Annotated in this window: 22 protein-coding genes and 1 riboswitch; of the genes, 1 reads left to right on the top strand and 21 read right to left on the bottom strand. The window is 43.7% G+C overall.

Features of this window, described 5'->3' with window-relative positions; all coding sequences use genetic code 11:
- Positions 1 to 37: 37 nt before the first annotated feature.
- The 20 genes from ISALK_RS01140 to ISALK_RS01045 form a co-directional block, all read right to left on the bottom strand.
- On the bottom strand, positions 38 to 703 hold the full coding sequence (locus ISALK_RS01140) for a precorrin-2 dehydrogenase/sirohydrochlorin ferrochelatase family protein (RefSeq protein WP_160718397.1): 666 nt from the start codon (positions 701 to 703) through the stop codon (positions 38 to 40).
- 181 nt (positions 704 to 884) lie between these two features.
- A complete protein-coding gene (gene hemA, locus ISALK_RS01135) occupies positions 885 to 2,159 on the bottom strand; it encodes a glutamyl-tRNA reductase (protein ID WP_160718396.1) in 1,275 nt (424 codons plus the stop codon).
- A 17-nt stretch (positions 2,160 to 2,176) separates the two neighbouring features.
- A complete protein-coding gene (locus tag ISALK_RS01130) occupies positions 2,177 to 2,578 on the bottom strand; it encodes a sirohydrochlorin chelatase (RefSeq protein WP_371723379.1) in 402 nt (133 codons plus the stop codon).
- A gap of 168 nt (positions 2,579 to 2,746) precedes the next feature.
- Positions 2,747 to 3,520: a precorrin-6A reductase gene (gene cobK, locus ISALK_RS01125; protein ID WP_160718394.1), complete on the bottom strand. Its 774-nt coding sequence runs from the start codon at positions 3,518 to 3,520 to the stop codon at positions 2,747 to 2,749.
- Positions 3,517 to 4,260 (bottom strand): precorrin-3B C(17)-methyltransferase, encoded by a 744-nt coding sequence (gene cobJ, locus ISALK_RS01120; RefSeq protein WP_160718393.1) that lies wholly within the window; start codon positions 4,258 to 4,260, stop codon positions 3,517 to 3,519. The genes cobK and cobJ overlap by 4 nt, the downstream gene beginning before the upstream one ends.
- Positions 4,257 to 5,456 carry a cobalt-precorrin 5A hydrolase gene (locus ISALK_RS01115; RefSeq protein WP_160718392.1) on the bottom strand — a complete coding sequence of 400 codons (1,200 nt, stop codon included), beginning with the start codon at positions 5,454 to 5,456 and terminating at the stop codon, positions 4,257 to 4,259. The genes cobJ and ISALK_RS01115 overlap by 4 nt, the downstream gene beginning before the upstream one ends.
- Positions 5,453 to 6,211: a precorrin-4 C(11)-methyltransferase gene (gene cobM / locus ISALK_RS01110; protein WP_160718391.1), complete on the bottom strand. Its 759-nt coding sequence runs from the start codon at positions 6,209 to 6,211 to the stop codon at positions 5,453 to 5,455. The genes ISALK_RS01115 and cobM overlap by 4 nt, the downstream gene beginning before the upstream one ends.
- Entirely contained in the window at positions 6,208 to 6,915 is a 708-nt protein-coding gene (cobI, locus tag ISALK_RS01105; protein WP_160718390.1) for a precorrin-2 C(20)-methyltransferase, read from the bottom strand. Before cobI ends, cobM begins: the two co-directional genes overlap by 4 nt.
- Entirely contained in the window at positions 6,912 to 7,511 is a 600-nt protein-coding gene (gene cbiT / locus ISALK_RS01100) for a precorrin-6Y C5,15-methyltransferase (decarboxylating) subunit CbiT (protein ID WP_160718389.1), read from the bottom strand. The genes cobI and cbiT overlap by 4 nt, the downstream gene beginning before the upstream one ends.
- Entirely contained in the window at positions 7,423 to 8,166 is a 744-nt protein-coding gene (cbiE, locus tag ISALK_RS01095) for a precorrin-6y C5,15-methyltransferase (decarboxylating) subunit CbiE (RefSeq protein WP_160718388.1), read from the bottom strand. The genes cbiT and cbiE overlap by 89 nt, the downstream gene beginning before the upstream one ends.
- A 2-nt stretch (positions 8,167 to 8,168) precedes the next feature.
- A complete protein-coding gene (cbiD, locus tag ISALK_RS01090) occupies positions 8,169 to 9,560 on the bottom strand; it encodes a cobalt-precorrin-5B (C(1))-methyltransferase CbiD (protein WP_160718387.1) in 1,392 nt (463 codons plus the stop codon).
- Positions 9,547 to 10,191: a precorrin-8X methylmutase gene (locus ISALK_RS01085; RefSeq protein ID WP_160718534.1), complete on the bottom strand. Its 645-nt coding sequence runs from the start codon at positions 10,189 to 10,191 to the stop codon at positions 9,547 to 9,549. Before ISALK_RS01085 ends, cbiD begins: the two co-directional genes overlap by 14 nt.
- Before the next feature lie 17 nt (positions 10,192 to 10,208).
- The gene (locus tag ISALK_RS01080; protein ID WP_160718386.1) at positions 10,209 to 11,138 is read right to left on the bottom strand and encodes a GHMP family kinase ATP-binding protein; all 930 of its coding nucleotides are present in this window, start codon (positions 11,136 to 11,138) and stop codon (positions 10,209 to 10,211) included.
- Entirely contained in the window at positions 11,125 to 12,510 is a 1,386-nt protein-coding gene (locus ISALK_RS01075) for a cobyrinic acid a,c-diamide synthase CobB (protein WP_160718385.1), read from the bottom strand. Before ISALK_RS01075 ends, ISALK_RS01080 begins: the two co-directional genes overlap by 14 nt.
- Before the next feature lie 39 nt (positions 12,511 to 12,549).
- Positions 12,550 to 13,281 carry an AIR synthase related protein gene (locus ISALK_RS01070; RefSeq protein WP_160718384.1) on the bottom strand — a complete coding sequence of 244 codons (732 nt, stop codon included), beginning with the start codon at positions 13,279 to 13,281 and terminating at the stop codon, positions 12,550 to 12,552.
- The gene (locus ISALK_RS01065) at positions 13,278 to 13,796 is read right to left on the bottom strand and encodes an ECF transporter S component (protein ID WP_160718383.1); all 519 of its coding nucleotides are present in this window, start codon (positions 13,794 to 13,796) and stop codon (positions 13,278 to 13,280) included. Before ISALK_RS01065 ends, ISALK_RS01070 begins: the two co-directional genes overlap by 4 nt.
- Before the next feature lie 170 nt (positions 13,797 to 13,966).
- Positions 13,967 to 14,146: riboswitch (cobalamin riboswitch) on the bottom strand.
- Between the two features lie 253 nt (positions 14,147 to 14,399).
- Positions 14,400 to 14,516 (bottom strand): helix-turn-helix transcriptional regulator, encoded by a 117-nt coding sequence (locus ISALK_RS15485; protein WP_160718382.1) that lies wholly within the window; start codon positions 14,514 to 14,516, stop codon positions 14,400 to 14,402.
- Between the two features lie 167 nt (positions 14,517 to 14,683).
- Positions 14,684 to 15,397 (bottom strand): GNAT family N-acetyltransferase, encoded by a 714-nt coding sequence (locus tag ISALK_RS01055; protein ID WP_160718381.1) that lies wholly within the window; start codon positions 15,395 to 15,397, stop codon positions 14,684 to 14,686.
- 24 nt (positions 15,398 to 15,421) lie between these two features.
- Positions 15,422 to 15,874, bottom strand: a complete 453-nt coding sequence (locus ISALK_RS01050) for a GNAT family N-acetyltransferase (RefSeq protein ID WP_236660226.1) — start codon at positions 15,872 to 15,874, stop codon at positions 15,422 to 15,424.
- 150 nt (positions 15,875 to 16,024) lie between these two features.
- On the bottom strand, positions 16,025 to 16,615 hold the full coding sequence (locus tag ISALK_RS01045) for a hypothetical protein (RefSeq protein ID WP_160718379.1): 591 nt from the start codon (positions 16,613 to 16,615) through the stop codon (positions 16,025 to 16,027).
- Positions 16,616 to 16,986: 371 nt separating this feature from the next.
- On the opposite strand from ISALK_RS01045, the gene ISALK_RS01040 reads away from it, so the two are divergent.
- On the top strand, positions 16,987 to 17,943 hold the full coding sequence (locus ISALK_RS01040; protein WP_160718378.1) for a hypothetical protein: 957 nt from the start codon (positions 16,987 to 16,989) through the stop codon (positions 17,941 to 17,943).
- 213 nt (positions 17,944 to 18,156) lie between these two features.
- On the opposite strand, the gene ISALK_RS01035 is transcribed toward ISALK_RS01040, so the two are convergent.
- Positions 18,157 to 19,092 carry an ATP-grasp domain-containing protein gene (locus ISALK_RS01035; protein WP_160718377.1) on the bottom strand — a complete coding sequence of 312 codons (936 nt, stop codon included), beginning with the start codon at positions 19,090 to 19,092 and terminating at the stop codon, positions 18,157 to 18,159.
- Positions 19,093 to 19,101 lie beyond the last annotated feature (9 nt).

Here is a 19,101-nt window from a genome sequence, read left to right as displayed (position 1 = left end):
TAATGATGAAATTTATATGAGGATTTTTTCTCTATTTCTATATTTTTTCGCCATTCCCATCATCTTTTTTCCAGGCCTTTTGTATGTTTTCCAAAATTCTTTCTTTCTCCTCGGGCAAGAGATCCCCAGGTTCAAACATTGCCTCAGGAATTTCTTCCACCATTCGCCGTAAAAGCTCTTTTCGCCGCTCCTCTGAAGGTTCTTCCGCCAACAGCCTTTTTCGTTCTCTTCCAAGAATTTCAAGAACCGCCTGCCAATCCCTACCAAAACAATCCTCAAAGTACTCATGGAAGCGATTCCCAAGAGCCGGACTCTTCCCATGGGTATATACGCTTAACATCAAATCTCCCTGGTTGTAGCTGGCGGGAACATGAAAATCCGAATCCCCCGGAAAACATCCGTCGTTTAGCCAGAATTTATGATGCTTTCTGGCTCGATGAATCATCCCACGAACCTTTTCATTCCCTGAAGTATTAAACACCAGGTCCACACCTGGAAAATCCTCTTCTGTCAATCCTCTTTTCACAAAGACAATTCCATTCTGTTTAAAAAACGCCTGGGCTTTCCTGCTGAATTTTAGAGCAACGACTATGATTTCAAAACTTTCACGCCTTAGTCTTCTCGCTTTTCTGAGGGCTACCGCCCCACCTCCGATGATCAGGACTTTTTGATTCCTATGTTTTAGTACGATGGGATAAGCCATAGACTGCCTCCTTATCGTTCTTGATTTTTACCCGTGTTACGAATCTATTCCGCCTCTATTTTTCTAAAGATACTCCTCCAATAATGATTTAGTCCAGTTAGCATACAATCCCGCCCGAGACAACCACGCAGTTTTATGGGATGACAGTTTCTCCGTCCCGCTGTCATCTCCCCACTCCCTTTTATTCTTTAACTCCAAGATAACGATGGGCAAATTTTACGGCCTCATCGGACTCTCCCTTTTCTCCGGCCTTTTTCATTTCCAATATGGGGGTTTTGAGGATTTTACCCACGATGCTTTTTACTTTCTTTTCAATCAGCTTTTGGTCCTTACCCTCTAAGTGTTCCAACTTTCGAAAAAGATCCTCCAGTTCCCGGTCCACCAAGGTACTGCTTTGGTTCTTGATTTTTGCGATTTTGGGATGGACGGGAATACACCGCTGCCAACATTCATAATCCGACACAGCTTTTTCAATACACTCTTTGATTTCCTCTACTAGAGACTCTCGCCCCTTCAGATTTCCCGTTGCAATTACTTTTAAATCGTCCACGGTGTAAAGATGAATGCCTTGTAGCTCCCCAATGCTTGGATCCACATCCCGAGGCAGGGCAATATCAATCATTGCCAAGGATCGATTTTCCATTAAAAATCGCTTATGCAGCCCTTCGAAGTTTTCCCGTTCAAAGATCATATGGGGAGCTCCCGTGGCGCTGATGACCAGATGGATTTCTTCCTCCTGTAAAATCCGGTACTTATCCTGATAGGAGATTTTGTGTATTTTAGGGTCTTTTATCTCTTCGATCCTCTCCGCCCGCCTGTTGCATAGGTAGATTTTTACAACCCCTTCTTCCACGAGATGATTCATGGCCAGACGGCTCATTTTTCCATAGCCCACCACCAAAACGGTTTTATCCTTTAAGCTTCCTAAAACCTCTTTCCCTTTTTGAATAGCGATACTACTGATGGATAGAGGGTTTTGTGAAATACGGGTGGTGGTTCGAATCTCCTTCGCCGTGGTGATTGCTCCAAGAAACAGCTTATTTAGCACTTTACCGCTGGCACCGATTTCCTGGGCTTTGGTGTAGGCCTCTTTAACTTGACCCAGGATTTGATCCTCTCCAAGAACAATAGAGTCCAGCCCCGCTGCCACTTCGTAAAGATAATTGATGGCATCGGTCTCCTCTTTGAAATCGTACTGCCCCAGGATTTCTCCATGCTTCAGATGAAAAAAATCGGAAAAGAACTTTCGGCACCGGGTTTCCGCATTGGTGAGATCTTCCACTACTGCAATGAGCTCTGTACGGTTACAGGTGGATAAAATAACCCCTTCTTCAAAACCCGATCCCTCACGAAGGATTTCCAATGCCTTTATCAGTCCCGACTTCGTAAAGGATACCTTTTCCCGAAAATCGATCTTCGCTTTTTTATGATTGATACTAAAGGATATAATCTTCATCGGTATTCCTCCTAGATCTACAGTGCTTGATTTCCCTTTTCGATGACGATGTCCACAATTCTCGGATCCTCTCCAATGGGGCTGGTCAAGGTGAATTTCACATTCGGATGCTTTACCTTAATATCCTCCAGGATTTTGGGGATGTCTTTTTTGATATGATTCCCGAAAAATAAAAACAGGGGAACAATCACAATTTCCTCGACCCCTTTGTTCGCCAAATTTTCTATGCCTTGGGGAAAAGAAGGTTTGGACAGTTCCATGGCGCCGTATTCAACAAATTGAAACTTTGCTCCTCCATTTTTTTCGATGTTTGCCACCACATTTTCCAGCTGTTTTCCCGCTTCAGGAGAGCGGCTTCCATGGGCTAAAATAAATAATCCTCTTTTCATTTGTTGTTCTCCTCTCTTAAACTGTTTTATTGAGTTAATGATTGTATTTTAAAACGATCAGTATTTACCATCCGTCTAACAAATCCTGTGCATTCCATACCTTACTGGGTTTTTTTTATAATTACAGTGCTGCTATAGTTACTTTCTGCTTAACTGCTGATACCTTTACTTATTCTATTACTAATAATTTCTATGCGATTACAGTTCTTTCATCAATGCTTCCATATCACTAAAAACCCTTGGATAAACCACGCCGGGTCTTTCAATAATTATTATTTGAACCTTCGTCTCCAGAGCCCCAAGGATTTTTTCCCGGACCCCTCCCGTGAGGCCGCTGTCCTTAGTGACCAAGGATTCGATATTGAATTCCTTCAACGTAGCGCGATTAAACTCTGTTGAGAAAGGACCCTGCATACCCAGTATTTGACCGGGGGGTAGCCCTAAAGCTCTGCATTTTTCCATCACCTTCGCCACCGGCAGGAGCCGGGCATAAATTCTTGAGGAATCCAAACCCTTCAGGTAATCTCCCAGGGTTTTGCTTCCCATGGTCAGCAGTACCTTTCCCCGACTTTTGTTTAATGCTTCAACGGCATCCCCAGTGTTCTTCACCCATAAAATATGATCTTTTTCATGTTCCGGTATTTCCTTTTGAATCAGCTCTTTAAGGGAGGGGCGCTCGTAGCGGATATAGGATATAACGTTTTTCTCGGCCAATGCAATCAAATTCTTTGAAACCAGATCCGCATAGGGATGGGTGGCGTCAACAATCTTTGTTATGGGAAACTCCTTTATGATTTTTCCCATTGACTGATAATCCAGGGCACGATCGATGATCCTTACATTCTCCAGCTCCCTTCGTAAAAGAGAACCTCCGTATTCCGTGGTGACACTGACCATAATTTCTTGGTCTTTTTCTGCCAAGGCCTTCGCAATCCGTCGCCCTTCTTCGGTACCGGCGGCTATCCAAATCATAGGTCATAACCTCGGGGAGTCACTAAAAAATCTCCAAGGATTTTGGTGTTGCTGTTTCCGATCAGAACCATCGTAAACATATTCACTTCTTCTGTAGGTAAAGCCTCCAAGGTGGTGATCTTTACGGATTCGCCCTCTCGCTTGGCATTGATTACAATGCCCACAGGGGTATCTTTCCTACGATGCCGGAGTAAAATTTCCGTCGCGTTTTGAAGGTGCTTCGGACGTCCTTTGCTTTTCGGATTGTATAAACTAATGACGAAATCTCCCTGTCCAGCAAGATCCAGGTGTTTTTCAATTACACTCCAGGGGGTCAACAAATCGCTTAAGCTAATGGATACATGGTCATGCATAATCGGTGCACCAAGGCTTGCCGCGGCGGCGGAGGATGCCGTAACCCCGGAAACCACTTCAATATTCACCTTTCCCAGGGCGTTGTTTTTTTCGATTACTTCAAATAAAATCCCCGCCATGGCGTATATTCCTGCATCCCCGCTGCTGATTAAGGATACGGTCTTCCCTTGTAATGCGAGACTCAGGGCTTTTTCACACCGCTCCACTTCATGTTTCATTCCCAGGCGATGCACCTGTTGATCTTCGATTAAATCTTCTATTAAAGGGATGTAGGTTTTGTAACCCACAATTCCCGTACTTTCTTTTATGGCTTCTACGGCTCTAAGGGTTCGGTGTTCCCGGGATCCCGGGCCGATTCCCACGGCATAAATTTTTCCTTTTTTCAATGACAGTTCTCCTTCCAAAGAGCTAAGGTCAGCCCCTCAATTTTCCTTTTTCCAAAGATAAACTCTCCGTCCTTTGTCGAGGAAAGATAGGCTGCAGGTTCAGCCACCGCCAAAATTCCAAGGGTTTCTTTGACAAAGTTCGAACCTTCAAAACTCCCTTCCACGGTTTTTATTTCCTCCCGGGAGATGATTTTTAAGGGTCGATTAAATTCTTTAATTCCCTCTAGAATACCCGGTTCCTTTTCTTTCACATCCACTGTGGCAAAATGTTTAATGCTTAATGCACTGTAGCCGAAGTCCTTTAGTACCGCTTCAATGCTTCGGCGTACATGGCTGGCGGAAACATTTTTACGGGCGCCGATGCCTAGGATTAAGTTCTTCGGATACAACTGAATCCTATAAGCACTGTTAAATTTATGCTCCCAAGCTTGTTTACTTCCTTGTTCATTTCCTTCTTCACCTGCTTGCTCGCTTTCCTGTCCATTATCTTTTTTGCTTTCCCGTTCACTTTTATGTTTTCTTACAGGTTTGCTTCCAAGCTCCTTTCCCAAGTTCCGACTACTGACGATGATTGCACCGCCGGAGTGCTCCTGGACCTTATCCGGCAACTGTTCCTTACTACAACGAAGGACGGGAAAGTACTTTTCTACCCAATCCGGTAAAGGGACCTCTGTAAATACCACTACTTTTTCATCATTTACAATTTTTCCGCTTAGTTTCGTTGCGGCGTTAAAATCGACGAATGCAAAACCTAACTTCTTAGCCAGCATATCCACAGCCATTTTCCCTTGAACATCGGAAGCGGTGGTAATTACCGGTGTGGCTTTCAGTTTTTCTGCCAGCACGATGGCCATTTCGTTAGCCCCTCCTAAATGTCCCGAGAGGATTGGGATAATAAATTCTCCCTTCTCATCCATTACAATCACCCCGGGGTCCTTGGATTTATGCTCTAATAGGCCCTCCAGGCTTCGAACCACAATCCCTGCGGCCATAATGAAAATCATGCCCTGGTGCTTTTGGTAGATGGACTTGACGAAAGATTTAAAAGGCTGGTCTATGGATTCTATAATCTCATTTCTATAGGAATTAATAATCTTCTCCGGAGCGTAAAGGGTACCGTTATCTTTTAATGAATCCTTAACCCGAAGTCCTAAATGAAGACTGTTTTGAGTCAGCGTAATAATTCCCCAACTCATCTTTTGGCCTCTCGATATTCATGGGTGAATTTCGGGTCGTAGAGCTTTGAGAGTTCATACTCCTCTCCTAGAAAACGTCCCACAAGAATCTGTGCCGTTTTCGAAATCTTTGCTTCCTTTACTTTTTCTCCAATTTCTCCTAAGGTTCCGATTACCTGCTTTTGGTCCTCCCAGGTGGCCCGCTGCACTACGGCAATAGGGGTATCTTCCGGATAGTGGGTTCGTAGTTTTTCCACCACCCTGTCAATCATTTGAACCGATAGGAAAATCGCCATGGTGGACTGATGCCGGGCGAGACTTTCCAACTTTTCCAGTTCCGGTACCGGGGTTCTCCCCTCCAGCCGGGTTAAAATTACGGTTTGGCTGACACCGGGCAGGGTCAACTCTCGGTTAAGAGACGCCGCCGAAGCGGTAAAGGAGCTTACCCCGGGAATGACCACGGAACGAATACCTTTTTCCTCCAGGGCATCAATCTGCTCTTTAATCGCTCCATAGATCGTCGGGTCTCCCGTATGTACCCGTACCACCATTTCTCCTTTTGCCAGAGAGCGCTCCGTTACCTCCAATACTTCATCCAAGGTCATGGAAGCACTGTTGTAAAGTTTCGCATCTTTCTTTTTGCAGTCCAGGATTTTTTCATTCACCAGGGATCCCGCATAGATAATTATATCCCCCTCTTTCACAAGGTTTTGTCCCTTTACGGTAATCAGTTCCGGATCTCCTGGGCCGGCCCCTACAAAATAGACGGTTTTCATTGAAACACCTCCTTTTTCTTGATCAGCATCGTTGATAAATAGGGCACTTGGCCTTTGTTAAGCTTCGAGATATCATAACTTACCTTCTGTTCCTGTTGACTTACATGGGATACGATTACAAAATTTCGTTCCAGTCCCTGCTCCTCTAGAACTTCCTTTATGGCTTCAGGATCTGTGGAAAGCTTCATCACCACAAGATTATCGAAGATTTTCAGGGCGGATCGTAAGCCAATTGCATTCTTTTGCATCGGATATACCCCTAGGGCTTCCGTATCCAGGGTAAGACTTTTATTAATGGCGGAGCCCAGGGCTGAAAAGGCGGTAATTCCCGGAATGGTCTCAACGGAAATATCTCTTGCCATCAATCTCGGAATCATATACATATAAGTACTGAAAACACTTGGATCCCCCAATGTTAAAAAAGCTACCTCGTTGTAGTTGTCCAGCAGATTTTCAATTTTTTTTCGATTTTCATCCCAGGAAAGTTCCAAGGCTTTAGGATCCTTTGTCATGGGAAATACCAGGGACTCAATATGAACCTCCTCTCGGAGGTAGGGCTTTGCAATTGTTAAGGCAATGCTATCCTCCCCTTTCTTTCCCTGGGGGGTAACAATAGCCGAAACCTTTTTCAACACGTTAATCCCTTTTATCGTTATCAACTCCGGGTCCCCCGGTCCAACACCAATGCCGTATAGTTTTTTCATCGGGATTCCCCTTTCTTTGTAGCGGATAATATGTAAATCGAGTTTTCCGCCTTCATCATCGTCAAATTTCCCACATCATGACCCTTATTTATGGCAACTTGAATAATTTCAATGTCCTTGTACTCATGAATCTTTAGCATTTCCTGGGCTAAACTGAGATTTTCCAATGTCAGTACATTGATCACCAAACGCCCCTCGGGTCTTAGTTTTTCCCGTAACACCTGGAAGATCTCTTTCATGGCTCCCTTCGTGCCCCCGATGACCACGCCGTCCATAAGCGGCAAATCTTTAAGGGCTTCCGGAGCTTTCCCTTGACGGACCTGTAGATTGTCCACGGCAAACTTGTCCCGGTTTTTGTGGATCAGTTGAACTCCCTCCGGGTTGATTTCCACAGCATGGACCCCTCCCTGTTTTCCAACAGCAATGGCCATTTCCACGGAAAGACTGCCGGAGCCCGCTCCGATATCCAAAAGAGTTTCCCCTCCCCGGAGTCGAAGTTTGTTTATGCTAATGCCTCTTACCTCTTCTTTGGTCATGGGTACCTTCCCCCGAAAAAACGCTTCGTCGGGAATGCCCCGGTACTGTTTCGTTTTCATTTTCCAACACCACCACACATAGATTGTCAATTTCCTTCGGTACTTTCGATAACCGACAGCTTGTAATTTTCTCATCGGAATACGTCAGGTTTTCTCCGATATGGATTTTCATCCCATCAAGGATCTTTTTCTTTATCGAATCCTTCTCCCCTTTTTGATATAACTGTTCTTTAATCTTGAAAGGAGTATTGTCTTGATCCGTTAAGAAAAAGGAATAACGATTATGATAAACCGCCTCCAAATCCCCGGTCTTTCCGTGAAGGCTCCCGATATAAGCTTCCTTCCAGGGAAAACTCAGCCTTGCGAAAAACACCTGCATCGAGCTGATCCCCGGGATTACTTCCAGCTCCTCCGAGGAAAAATGCTTTTTCATAAAGGAAAGCATACTGTAAAACCCCGGGTCCCCCGAAACCACCACGGCAATTTTTTTCCCTTTTTTTCTCGAATCCTGTATTTTTTCCATCACCTTCTCTAAGGGAGCGGTAATCCTAATTTTTTCCGACGCTTTAAGCGGTTTGTCGATCAGTCCCTCCACCTCAAGTAGATTACGCTTTCCTGCTACAATCACCGAGGCCTCACGAATTTTTTTCAGGGTCACGGGAAGCACATAGTCTTTGGCACCGGGGCCGAGGCCCAAAATTTGAATATTTTCCATGCTTATCGCCTCCCCGTTGTAGATTTCTTATTTTTAGGATTCTTATCATTAGGATTTTCATCTGCAGTATTTTTATCTTTAGATTTCTTATCTTCAGTATTTATAACTTCCGCATTTTCATCTTCAGTATTTATATCTTCCGTCTGTACTTCCCCGGCACTTCGAAGTTCCTCGATCATTTTCCAGCTCTGATCACAAAACCCCAGGACTCCATGGATCTGAGAGAAAAGAACCGTTCCGATTTCTATTTCTTCATGGGTTCGAATCCGAGCCTTTTCCGAAACTTTATTCGCCAGGTCCGTAAACACTTCTTTCAGGCCAAGTTGTAACAGTTTCTCCACGGCTTCGTCAGTGGTATTAGCGCTCAGTATCTTTTCTATAAGATGATCCGGCAGCAGGTCGGCTTTTTCATTTCCATCGCTATGCTCGTTGTAGTCGGTAACTTTGTTAGAATTTGCTATTTGCTCCTCTAGAATTTGCTGTTGCCGTCTATTTTCAAGGTGTTTTGCGGTATAGGCAGCCAGTATTTCCATGCGGCCATCGGCGATTTTACTATGTGTGTGAAAGATCCCTCCGGCGACTTTAATGAATTTTCCCAAATGCCCCACCAATAGAATTTTTCGAACCTTCTTTTCATAGGCACAGTCCAGGCTAAAGCCTACAAAGTTGCTGGTCTTCAACATATCCTCTTCCCTCAGTCCAAGACCTTTGCCAAAGTCCCGACCAAAGTTTCCAGGGATAAAAATGAGATCCTTCCGGTTTTCCATCAGCATATCCATCTCAATTCGAATACTCTCCTGAAAAGCCTCTTCGCTCATGGGTTCCACAATGCCGCTGGTGCCAATAATCGAGATCCCTCCCACAATGCCCAGTCTGGGATTAAAGGTTTTTTTTCCGATTTCTTCTCCCTTAGGAATCCATACCAGAACCTCCGCTCGTAGATCCTCCGGCAATAGCTCTGTTAGTTCCCGCTTCAGCATCTTCCTCGGTACCGGATTGATCGCCGGCTCCTGTGGGGGAATGGAAAGGCCTTTTTGCGTAACGATTCCTACACCTTTACCGCTCTTTAACAACACCTTAGGTTTTCCCTTTTCTGCCCTTTGAACTTTTACCCTGACAAAGATTTTAATACCGTGGGTAATATCCGGATCGTCCCCTGCATCCTTAATTACGGAACACCGGGCCTCATCACCTTCCAGCACCTGATCCCGAAGCTTTAAATATAGGTTCCATCCTTTAGGCGTTAACAGTTCCACCTCGTCGAGGATTTGATCTTTTAAAATCATTAATAAACTGCCTTTGGCTGCGGCTACCATACAACTCCCCGTGGTAAATCCGTATCGGAGTTTTTTGCCATTTTTGAAAGCAAATTGATCCAGTCTATTCTCCCCCATGGGCAGCCTCTTGTACTTTAATTTTCATTAAAGCATTAACCATTGCCGCCGCCACGGGACTTCCTCCCTTGCGCCCCTTTACGGCGAGATAAGGATGGGGACTGTTCATCAGGGCCTCCTTGGACTCCTCGGCGCCTACAAAACCTACGGGGACGCCGATAATCAGCGCCGGGGATTGTTTCCTTTCTTCCAACAGATCCAATAGATGAAATAAAGCGGTAGGAGCATTTCCGATCACAAAGATCTGAATATCCTCATTTTTCACGGCTTTTTCAATCCCTACCATGGACCGGGTCCTGCCCTCTTTTTTCGCCTGAATGGCCACATCCTCATCATGGGTGGCGTTATACATCTTGCCCTGTAAGACTTTTAAGTTGGCTTTATTAATTCCCGATTGAATCATTTTGGTATCGCTGTAGATTTTAAATCCCGGTTTCAGGGCCGCCAGTCCCTTTTCGATCCCGTCTTCCCCCATTCGCAGCAGATCTCCGTACTCAAAATCGCCGGTGGTATGTATGATCCGCTTCATAATTTGTGCTTCCTCGTAGCTTTTCGGATTTTGCTTCCATTCCGACTCAATGATTTCAAAGCTTTTACGTTCAATTTCCATAGGATCTTTGATATACATCATTATTCCTCTTTTCTTTATCAGTATTTCATCCATTGAAGACCGCCGGGGATCAGCCGGTGATCCCGAAGGATCGGATAATGCTTCCTAAGACCTTCCTGCTGAATCTTCTTGATAAACCCTTTTTTATCAAAGAAGGCCTCATGGTAGAGAACACCTAACACCGATCCGCTGTGAGCGGTATTAACACCGTATGCTCCTGATTGGCTGCTCAGTTTGATAATCTTCTCCAACCCGGGCTTTGGTAAAATCTGTTGATGGGCTCTTGCACTGACTGTGGCCAGTTTTCCCAGTTCCTTTAAGGAAATATTATCCCGTTTCTTCTCCCAGGCTTCAAAGGCTTGAGCAACTCTTATTGGTTTTTCAATAACACCAGTCTGATAACAATTATTCAAGTTCTCTTTTTGCTGATACAACTTCAAGGCTTTCGTTTTTGAATGTTGTCGGTGATATTCCAAAGTATCTACCGTAGAAAAACCCTCCAGAATCAACACCCTTCCCTTAGGATAAGGGCCATAGCTTCTTACCCGCTTTCCGGATTTGCTGTTAAAGAGACTCAGTTTTGAAAACAGTGTACTGTCCGTCGGTTCTACTTTTGCAGCGATTTTCCCAAGAACTTCTTCCGTCATAGGACACTGAAGGGTTTTAGCACTGAGCATTACGGCACCGGCCACATCGGCTGTGGAACTTGCCATTCCCTTTCCCCTTGGGATATCACTTTCAACGAGCAATCGGTAGTCCTTTAAGAGACTAGGGGACCGATCAAAATACTTCAATGTCTCTTCCATGGCATGGTAGGCTTTGTCCTGATTTTTCCCGGTTACTCTTTTTCCCTTCTCCAAACGCACCAAGGCGTAAAAGTCTATAGCGTAGGAGATCAGTGCTTCCTGATCATCAACCGGTCCTTGAAAAATTTCTCCGCAGGAGGCGGGACATCTAACGCTGATCATGGTACCTTCTCATCTCTTCGATCCAGTTTTGGAGAAATTCCCAGTGATCATAAAAATGAAAATGAGGATAGCCTGCTAGGGTGTTTTTCTTCTTTAAGCCGCATTCATGCTCCTTTAAGACCTTGCCTTCCCGAATTTTTTGCACCTGATAGCTCTTCGGGGTTTGGTTCCTTTCAATGAGTTTGGAGCGATGAAATTCATGGGCCTTCAGGGTGATATTCTTATCCATGGTCACATCCACATAACCAAAACGCTGCAAGCGCTTGGTCATCACCGTCTTTGCGGGAAAAAATCCTGTCATGGGATAAAATTCTCCCCTAAGGTCTTCAATCCCCTCGGTTAAATACATCAGTCCCCCGCATTCCGCAAAAGTCGGCAGGCCCTTTTCCAAGTCTTTTGTTAACGAGCTCATAAATCCTTGATTTTCCCTCAGTTCCCTTCCAAACACTTCAGGAAATCCGCCGCCGATATACAGTCCCGAAAGGCCCTCTTTCAGCTTTTGATCCTTCATGGGACTGATAAATTCTAAGATTATACCGATTTCCTCTAAAATCTCCAGATTATCCTGATAATAAAAACTAAAGGCGGGATCCTGAAATACACCGAGGCTGAGTCCCTTTCCCATCCTTCTTAACTTATCGATCTGAAGGGTGATAAAATCCTCATGTTCCTTAGGCTCCCGGGGAACGTGCCCACTTCCGATGGCAATAATTGTATCCAGATCCACAGTTTCCTCCATTCCCTCACTTAGCATTTCCAGCTGTTCTTCAAGGTTTTCAACTTCCTCCGCCGGTATCAGCCCTAAATGCCTGCTTTTTAAGTGAAGTCCTTCTTCCTTTTTCAAGTATCCCACACAGGGAATTTTCACATCCCGCTCAATGACGGTTTTAATCATATCGTAGTGGGTTTTTCCCGAGACTTTATTGACAATCACCCCGGCGATGTTTACTTCTGGATCGTACAATTTATAGCCCAACACTTCCGCCGCTGCACTGGTGGATTTTTTGCCGCCGTCGATTACCAGAATCACCGGAAGTCCCAAGAGCTTTGCCATGGCCGCCGAACTGCCCACGTCCTTCGATATGCCTACGCCGTCGTAAAGACCCATTACTCCCTCCACCACAGAGAACTCTCCTCTTTTTTTATGTTTTCCGTAGAGCACCTCAATAGTGGAATCTCGAAGAAGCCACTGATCCAAATTGTACGAGGGATTTCCGCTGACAAATTGATGAAATCCCGGATCAATATAGTCAGGGCCCACTTTAAATGGGTTAATGTCTATACTTCTTTTCCTAAGAGCTTTCATGATCCCCAGGGTACAGGTGGTCTTACCCACACCACTGCTGGTTCCTGCAATCATAATTCCCGGCATTTTTTCCCTCCTCTGATTCCAATAATTAGATACTCAACACTATAATTTTGTGATCGGGGCTTTAAGGATGCTTCGAAGTTCCTTAACCCCGGTCTCCTTCATAAGCACCAGGGCCGAGGTGGAAGGCCCTCCCGACTGAAAAAAATCGATTTCCCGATGTGTTTCCCGGTCCACCTTCCCACCTTCTTCGCCTAACACCTCCAGTTCGTGAGCAATACCTTTAGAGCCTATAGGAAGGATATCTTTTACACCCCGGTGATTTATCAAATGATACAGATCCTCCATGGATAAAACTTCCCCTTCATCGGCAAGAACGCCCTCTCCTACCTTAGGAAGACCTACCAGGAAAAGACTTTCCCCCCCGTCGGTTTTCGGTGGCAGGTCTGCTTTTTTTTCCAGGGTACCGATCACCGTAACTCCGAGAGCTGTCTGCACCATAGGAAAGTTTTCTTCGGAGCTTCCTGTAACCGGCATCACCACATCCCTGGGTAGTTCCCTCACAGCCTTTTCAATCCCTGCTAAAATACGTTCCCCGTAATTCTCCATCTCCACGGAAAGGGTATTAATCAATGCTAAAGGTTTAGCCCTTAAGGCGATTACTTCCATTAACGCAACTCTTGCTCCGTAGTATCCCACCACTTCCGGCGGTGCCTGGACCCGGTCCTCTTTCTTTTCTCCGACCCCTCCGACGGAATCACAGGAAATCACCAAGGTCTCTTCATTTTTCATATGTAGCAGGGTTACATCTCTAAATTGTTCAAAACGGATCATCGGGCCATACGCTTTTGAAGAATATTTCCAAGGATTAAGGCCAAGGATACGTTTAAGAAAGATACAATAGTAAGAGGAATAACCATAGTATTAAAGAGGACCCATCCACTAAAGGGGAGCCCGAGTAAATGGGCGGCTAAGGCTGAGGTTGCGGCAGATAGCGGACCGTTTAACACTGTTGCCAAAACTCCGGCAACAATCCTTCGCTCCTTTTGACAGACCCATCCGAAAACACCTACAATCAGTGCCATTTGTACACCGATAAATAAATGTAGGGGTAACGTTAATGGAAAACCGTTAATCAAAGCGGTTAAGAGGTGGCCCACACCTCCTACTGCAGCTCCGTAAACCGGGCCCAGTATCATTGCACCGAAAAATGCGGGCATGGAATCAAAGGCCAGGCTTCCCGGTATAATAAGTCCTAGTAAAGATCCCACATAGGAGAGTGCTACCAATATTCCGCTGTAGGTTAGTTTTGTTACGGTACTACTTTTTTCGAGCTTCATTGCTTCCATCCAATCACTCCTTAATTTTAAGATTGTAATTAATAAAAATTTGTATAAAAAAAATTCCTCTTTCGAGGAATTCATGAACAATTGGTTAAGAAAAGCCGTCTTTAAATAAAAGTAACCCTTTAAAATAAACACAGTTAATCACCATCGCCCATCTTCCCACCGAAGATTGTTATAGCATTTCCTTCGAGGCAGGTTTCCTGACTTATGGCGATGATCCTTTGCCTTCTCGGTTTCCCAATGGCATAGTAAAGGACCTTTAACCAAATACAGTAGCGGGGGCTGTAGTGGATTTTAACCACTTTCCCTTTTAACCCCAAATCTATCGGGGCACCACAAAGGTTTATTCAGTTGTCATTATTAGCATAGCATAATAAATATTTTTGTACAATAGATAACTGCATAAGACAAAAAAATGACAGCGGGACGGAGTTTTTGTCATCCTTGCCATTGCTTTATCCCGGTAGAATTAAAAGCGTAGACGATCCTCCCCTTTCCATTATTGGTTATTTTTACCTCATCTCGGGGATTTTTCTCAAAAAGGTCGTCGATGCTTATATCAAACAGATCACAAATCAACAGTATTTTTTTGATATCCGGAACAGATTACCCGGATTCCCATTTTGAAGTGGACTGCCGGGATACCTCCAGTGTTTCAGCTAAAGTCTCCTGAGATAACCTTCCCTCTTTTCGAAGACTCCGAATTTTCTCTCCTTGCTCCATGAAAGCTCCCTTTCCCTAACAGTTAATCATCCTCTTACAACCATTATGCCTATCAACTGTTAATAAGCCAAGTAAATGTGGTGTGTAATTTACGCAACCGATAGTTTCCATCGTTAAAAAAGATTACAACCCGTAAAGACCCATTATTGTTTCTCTATCCTTCTCTTCTAATTGATCTTCACCCAGTGAACTAAGCGTTCTTTAACAAATCCCATTTTACGACTTAAGCTCATGGATTCTTTATTATCCTCTTCGATATGGATAAAAGTAATTTCACCTTGTTCCCTCAGTTTTCTTATCATAGCAATGCTCAATTCCCGAGCATACCCTTTTCCCCGGTACTCCGGCAGGACATGAAGAAATCCCATAGCTCCATCATCATGGGTTAGAATCCAGGCTACAAGTTTTTCATTTTTATAGATTCCCAGTCCGATACCTTTTTGGATTCGTTCAATTATGTATTCCTTAGAAGTGTACTCCTGATACTTGCTGTTCTCGAAAATGTATTGCGCGTCCGTTGTTGACAGTTCCAAGAGGGAGACCATATTCTCCGGCAATGCTGAATTATTTGGAAAATAGAACTTTACACAGGATAATTTCCACTCCAGTCTTCGGTCTTTCAGAATAAACGGTAGCATCCAATCTTCTATTGTAGCGAAGTGCTGATCCTCTTCCTTCAAATGTTTTAATAGTACATTCAATTCCGCTTCCGATTTGCTGCTGATATAAGTCCAAGCTTGATCACTTCTCCCTTTAACCAAAACCGAACTCCCTTCAATATGTATAACATCAATCTGGTATTCTTTGATAAAATTGATTAAATTGATGTTTCGGATAGGGTCTTCACTCAATATTTCAAGGGCCACTTTTATGTTGTCCATAGTAACTCCTTTCCGGTCAGTTTTCTACTTCTTATATTTTCCCATCAGGTATTCATTGACTCCTTTTCTATAAAAGTCGGAAAGGATTCCGATCTCTTCATAACCCAACTGCCGATAAAGCTCCTTCGCTCTTTTGTTAAAATCCCCGACTAGCAAAAATACCTTATCATACTCCGCAGCTATTACATTTTCAAAATAATAGATTAGTTCCCTGCCGATCCCCTTCCCGCGAAATTCTCTTTCTACAACAATCATATGCAGATAAGGATATTTTCCGAAGGTGCCCTTCAACTCAAACAAAATAAATCCAATACAATTATTCTGATCATCCAATACCACATAGATTTCTTCATTATTCAAAGCTTTCGAAAGCATCCTGCCAGGGTCTTTATCAAAAAAATAAATCCTTCCAAGCTCAGAGTTCTCAAGAATTTTACAGCATGCATGTAAATCTTTCGGACTTCCCGGTACAATCATTTTTTTCAACTTATCACTCCTCTAATTATTTTACCAAAGAAAAAAGAGAGGACATTCAAATTCAAATGTCCTTATGATCATAAAAAGCTTTTTCAAAACCCGTCGACTTTTCCCTGTGGATACTTCTCTTTTCCTATTGCCCAGGCCGGTTTATTCCGAATGGACTTCTACGGTGAAAATTACTGCATAATCATTGTTTTCCACACTAAAATCTATGGCTTCCTGATCCGTAATCCCCCGGCTGTGAATACGTCCATTCTTGGACATGATTACAGCCCCTATTGGGTGAGACCCTTTTCCCAAGACAATCGGTTCTTCTAAGAAATGTTTCACATTCCCTGAAATTTCCGGTTTTTCTAAAGTGGTTTGTATCGTCTGATGCCCCCCGTCATCCCCGATCCCCATAAGCAAATCGCCCTCTTTATAATCCAGTACCAATAAACCTTCCCCTTCAATATTCCCGCTAAACGATGGAGACTGACCGGTCCTTTCTTTTCCTTTTTCATAGTACTTCGCTTGAAGGGTGATACCGATTTCGTCGACTGCATGATATCGTAAAACCCATTTTTCCGTCGTACCTGTGATATTAACTAGATTTGCAGCATCCTTTGATAGCTCTGCATGTTTTAAAATGTCCCCCTCCGGCAAATCATTACAGGAAATGGTAAGAGATAACCCCAAAAGAAATATCCCTATTACCGCAATAACCAATAATTCTTTTCTATAAAGTACTGCTTCCATCGTCTATTCCTCCGATCCCCATAACCCTGATTGAATTTTAACATTTCTTATCACATACAGTGTATCGAAACACGGAAAGAATCGTAAGCTCCAAAAGACCGATTCTATTTCATTCTAAAGACGGAGGAAGTCAAAAAATCATGCATTAGAACAACGACATCCTTCATATTTCTTTCAAAAAAAATATTTTTAATGCACCAATTGATTAAAAATTTAACAATCGGGTAATATAACCATAAACAGCACCGCTGTTTTTATAAGACTCAAGTTTCATTTCATCGGAATTATTGCAATATAGGTTTTTGGAACATTTGGAGGTGTAATAATTGAGAGGGATTGTTTTAAAATCAGGCTATTTGATATTAGCTTTTATGACAGTACTGTTATTTTTGAGAAGTTTTATCGTCTCATTCAGTGAAGGGGTTCTGCTTGTTGCAGGGATATTTATATTAGTCCTGATTGCCCTACTTTATGAAAAACGGCGAGAATGGCTGAAAAACCTGACTCAGAAGAAAATTGAAGACAACGGTTTCACTATGACTGATTTTTTTAATTTCTTATCCGTGGTGGTTGGCGCCCTGGCATGCTATACCTTAAGTGTCAACTTTGATCTGGGGGCTGTGGTTGCTTCAGGCTTAGTGGGAATTATTGCAGCGCTGATTGTTCCCAAGTACGCAGTACCTACGTACTGTGGAGCTTTTGTCGGGATGTCATCGGCGGAACTACTTCCAAATCAGGCTTATATCCTGCTTGCCGGAGTGATTGCAGGAGCTGTTTTCGTAGCTGCCAAAGCTGTTTTTAACGGTTTTGGCGGAAAGTTGGGGACCATTGCCTGGACGGGAGCGGTCTGTGCTGCCTTACTGACGGGGCAGAATTTGTTGACGGATCCGATCCCAGCTTTTGATGTTAACGCTTTGATACTTTTCTATGCGGTCATTGGTGCTGTTTTGACCATGGTCATCAGCTTACGTTTCAATCATGGTCCGGTAATGGGCTCAGGTATCGTTGCTTTGACCGCAGGCTTGCTGTTGCCGGTTATTCATCCTGAGGTTGGTGGACAGTTGGCGGTTATGGTAACCTGTGCAACTTATGCCGGTATGTCTAACTACCAGCGGGTACCAAATGAAGCATACATGGCCATCGCCGGACTGTTTGCAGGTTTGATTTTTATTTATTCTCAACCCTTTATGCAAGGCGGCGGAGGAAAACTGGGAACAACGGCCTTTGGTTCTGTAATAGCTATTCGGGGAATGATCGAGATTGTAAAACTGGTAAAAGAAAGAAAAACCCAAAAAAGCAGAAGCCAAAAAACCGAATACGAATCATAAATTTACTTTTTAGTTCTTTCAAATAAAATGATAACTTATTTATCCACGTTAACATTTTCTGTTTAGAGACAGTTGTTTTATGATCATGATCTGAGTAACTATAAGTTTAATTTTAATGCAAAAATCCCTAGAGCCTATGGTCAAGGGATTTTTGTTGTTTTGTTGTTCTCAGATGTTAAACATTATTTAATACCGTATCATAAGTTTTTCCGGCTATTTTCCCTCTGCTTTTTCCAGTTCTTTTCCTAGGTATTTAGCGATTTCCAGCATTCCGTACTTTTCCGCTACTGCTTCAGCCTCAGGGTTGTAGTTGGTGTTGGTATTGACATCATAGGTATATATGGTTCCTTTTCTATCTGTTATAAATTCAATGCCGGCTATCTGTATACCATTACTTCTTAAAAACCCCTCGTAATGCTCTAAGATTGGATTCGTAAAACCTTCAATCACCTCGAACTTCGGTTTTTCCACCTCACCTACAGGGCAAGCTCCCTCTCCTATTTGGCAAACATCCGCAGGGCATAATTCAAAACCCTCCGAGGTGTCCACCCGAACCGCATAGAAAAACTTGCCTCCAATAAACTCGCAGCGTGTTATAAAGGGTTCCGGGGACTGAATATACTGCTGGATTAAAGTGATCCCGTCGATGGGCACTTCAAAGTTTGGTCCATTTACATATTCCTGTAGAGCATCTATATTTTGAAATAGCTGAACTCCGAGACCTTTGCCTGCGCGATTATGCTTCGTAATAAAGGGAGTAATAAACCCTTCTGCAGCTCTTACGATTTCTTCTCTTCCAACGGCGGCAATGGTTTTTGGGGTTTTGATCCCATGGGCATTGAGAGAGGCGTACTGAGCTACTTTGCTGACTTCCAGTCTAAGGGCGTCTTCCGTGTTGATTACTTTTCGACCCTTTCTCTGAAGCCAAGCCAGGACCGCTGCGGTGTATTCCGGGGCATATCGATGATCTCTCGTGTGGGATGAAGCGCTCATTCGATTATAAAATACTCCCTGGGGTGGTTCTTTTGATAGGTCCAAAATCCCTTCATCCAAAAACCAGTCCTCATAGGGCAGGTCTAAGTCATCTAAATGCTTTTTCAGCGGCGCAGTCCACTCATCGTTTTCATGAATAATGTAGATATTTTTCATTGATTAAAG

It is taken from the genome of Isachenkonia alkalipeptolytica (assembly GCF_009910325.1).
Lineage (GTDB): Bacteria > Bacillota > Clostridia > Peptostreptococcales > T1SED10-28 > Isachenkonia > Isachenkonia alkalipeptolytica.
Note: the sequence above shows the minus strand (reverse complement) of the source record. Positions and strands in the feature narration are given on the sequence as shown.

Coding starts and splice junctions, on each gene's coding strand:
- ISALK_RS01140 (WP_160718397.1), bottom strand. CDS start 703: ATGGCTTATCCCATCGTACTAAAACATAGGAATCAAAAAGTCCTGATC.
- ISALK_RS01085 (WP_160718534.1), bottom strand. CDS start 10,191: ATGATGTATATCAAAGATCCTATGGAAATTGAACGTAAAAGCTTTGAA.
- ISALK_RS01070 (WP_160718384.1), bottom strand. CDS start 13,281: ATGATCCGTTTTGAACAATTTAGAGATGTAACCCTGCTACATATGAAA.
- hemA (WP_160718396.1), bottom strand. CDS start 2,159: ATGAAGATTATATCCTTTAGTATCAATCATAAAAAAGCGAAGATCGAT.
- ISALK_RS15485 (WP_160718382.1), bottom strand. CDS start 14,516: ATGGAGCAAGGAGAGAAAATTCGGAGTCTTCGAAAAGAGGGAAGGTTA.
- cbiE (WP_160718388.1), bottom strand. CDS start 8,166: ATGGAAAATATTCAAATTTTGGGCCTCGGCCCCGGTGCCAAAGACTAT.
- ISALK_RS01045 (WP_160718379.1), bottom strand. CDS start 16,615: ATGGAAGCAGTACTTTATAGAAAAGAATTATTGGTTATTGCGGTAATA.
- cobM (WP_160718391.1), bottom strand. CDS start 6,211: ATGAAAACCGTCTATTTTGTAGGGGCCGGCCCAGGAGATCCGGAACTG.
- cbiT (WP_160718389.1), bottom strand. CDS start 7,511: ATGAAAACGAAACAGTACCGGGGCATTCCCGACGAAGCGTTTTTTCGG.
- ISALK_RS01035 (WP_160718377.1), bottom strand. CDS start 19,092: ATGAAAAATATCTACATTATTCATGAAAACGATGAGTGGACTGCGCCG.
- ISALK_RS01065 (WP_160718383.1), bottom strand. CDS start 13,796: ATGGAAGCAATGAAGCTCGAAAAAAGTAGTACCGTAACAAAACTAACC.
- ISALK_RS01050 (WP_236660226.1), bottom strand. CDS start 15,874: ATGATTGTACCGGGAAGTCCGAAAGATTTACATGCATGCTGTAAAATT.
- ISALK_RS01080 (WP_160718386.1), bottom strand. CDS start 11,138: ATGATCAGCGTTAGATGTCCCGCCTCCTGCGGAGAAATTTTTCAAGGA.
- ISALK_RS01115 (WP_160718392.1), bottom strand. CDS start 5,456: ATGAGTTGGGGAATTATTACGCTGACTCAAAACAGTCTTCATTTAGGA.
- cbiD (WP_160718387.1), bottom strand. CDS start 9,560: ATGGGGGAGAATAGACTGGATCAATTTGCTTTCAAAAATGGCAAAAAA.
- ISALK_RS01055 (WP_160718381.1), bottom strand. CDS start 15,397: ATGGACAACATAAAAGTGGCCCTTGAAATATTGAGTGAAGACCCTATC.
- ISALK_RS01075 (WP_160718385.1), bottom strand. CDS start 12,510: ATGCCGGGAATTATGATTGCAGGAACCAGCAGTGGTGTGGGTAAGACC.
- ISALK_RS01040 (WP_160718378.1), top strand. CDS start 16,987: ATGACAGTACTGTTATTTTTGAGAAGTTTTATCGTCTCATTCAGTGAA.
- cobI (WP_160718390.1), bottom strand. CDS start 6,915: ATGAAAAAACTATACGGCATTGGTGTTGGACCGGGGGACCCGGAGTTG.
- cobK (WP_160718394.1), bottom strand. CDS start 3,520: ATGATTTGGATAGCCGCCGGTACCGAAGAAGGGCGACGGATTGCGAAG.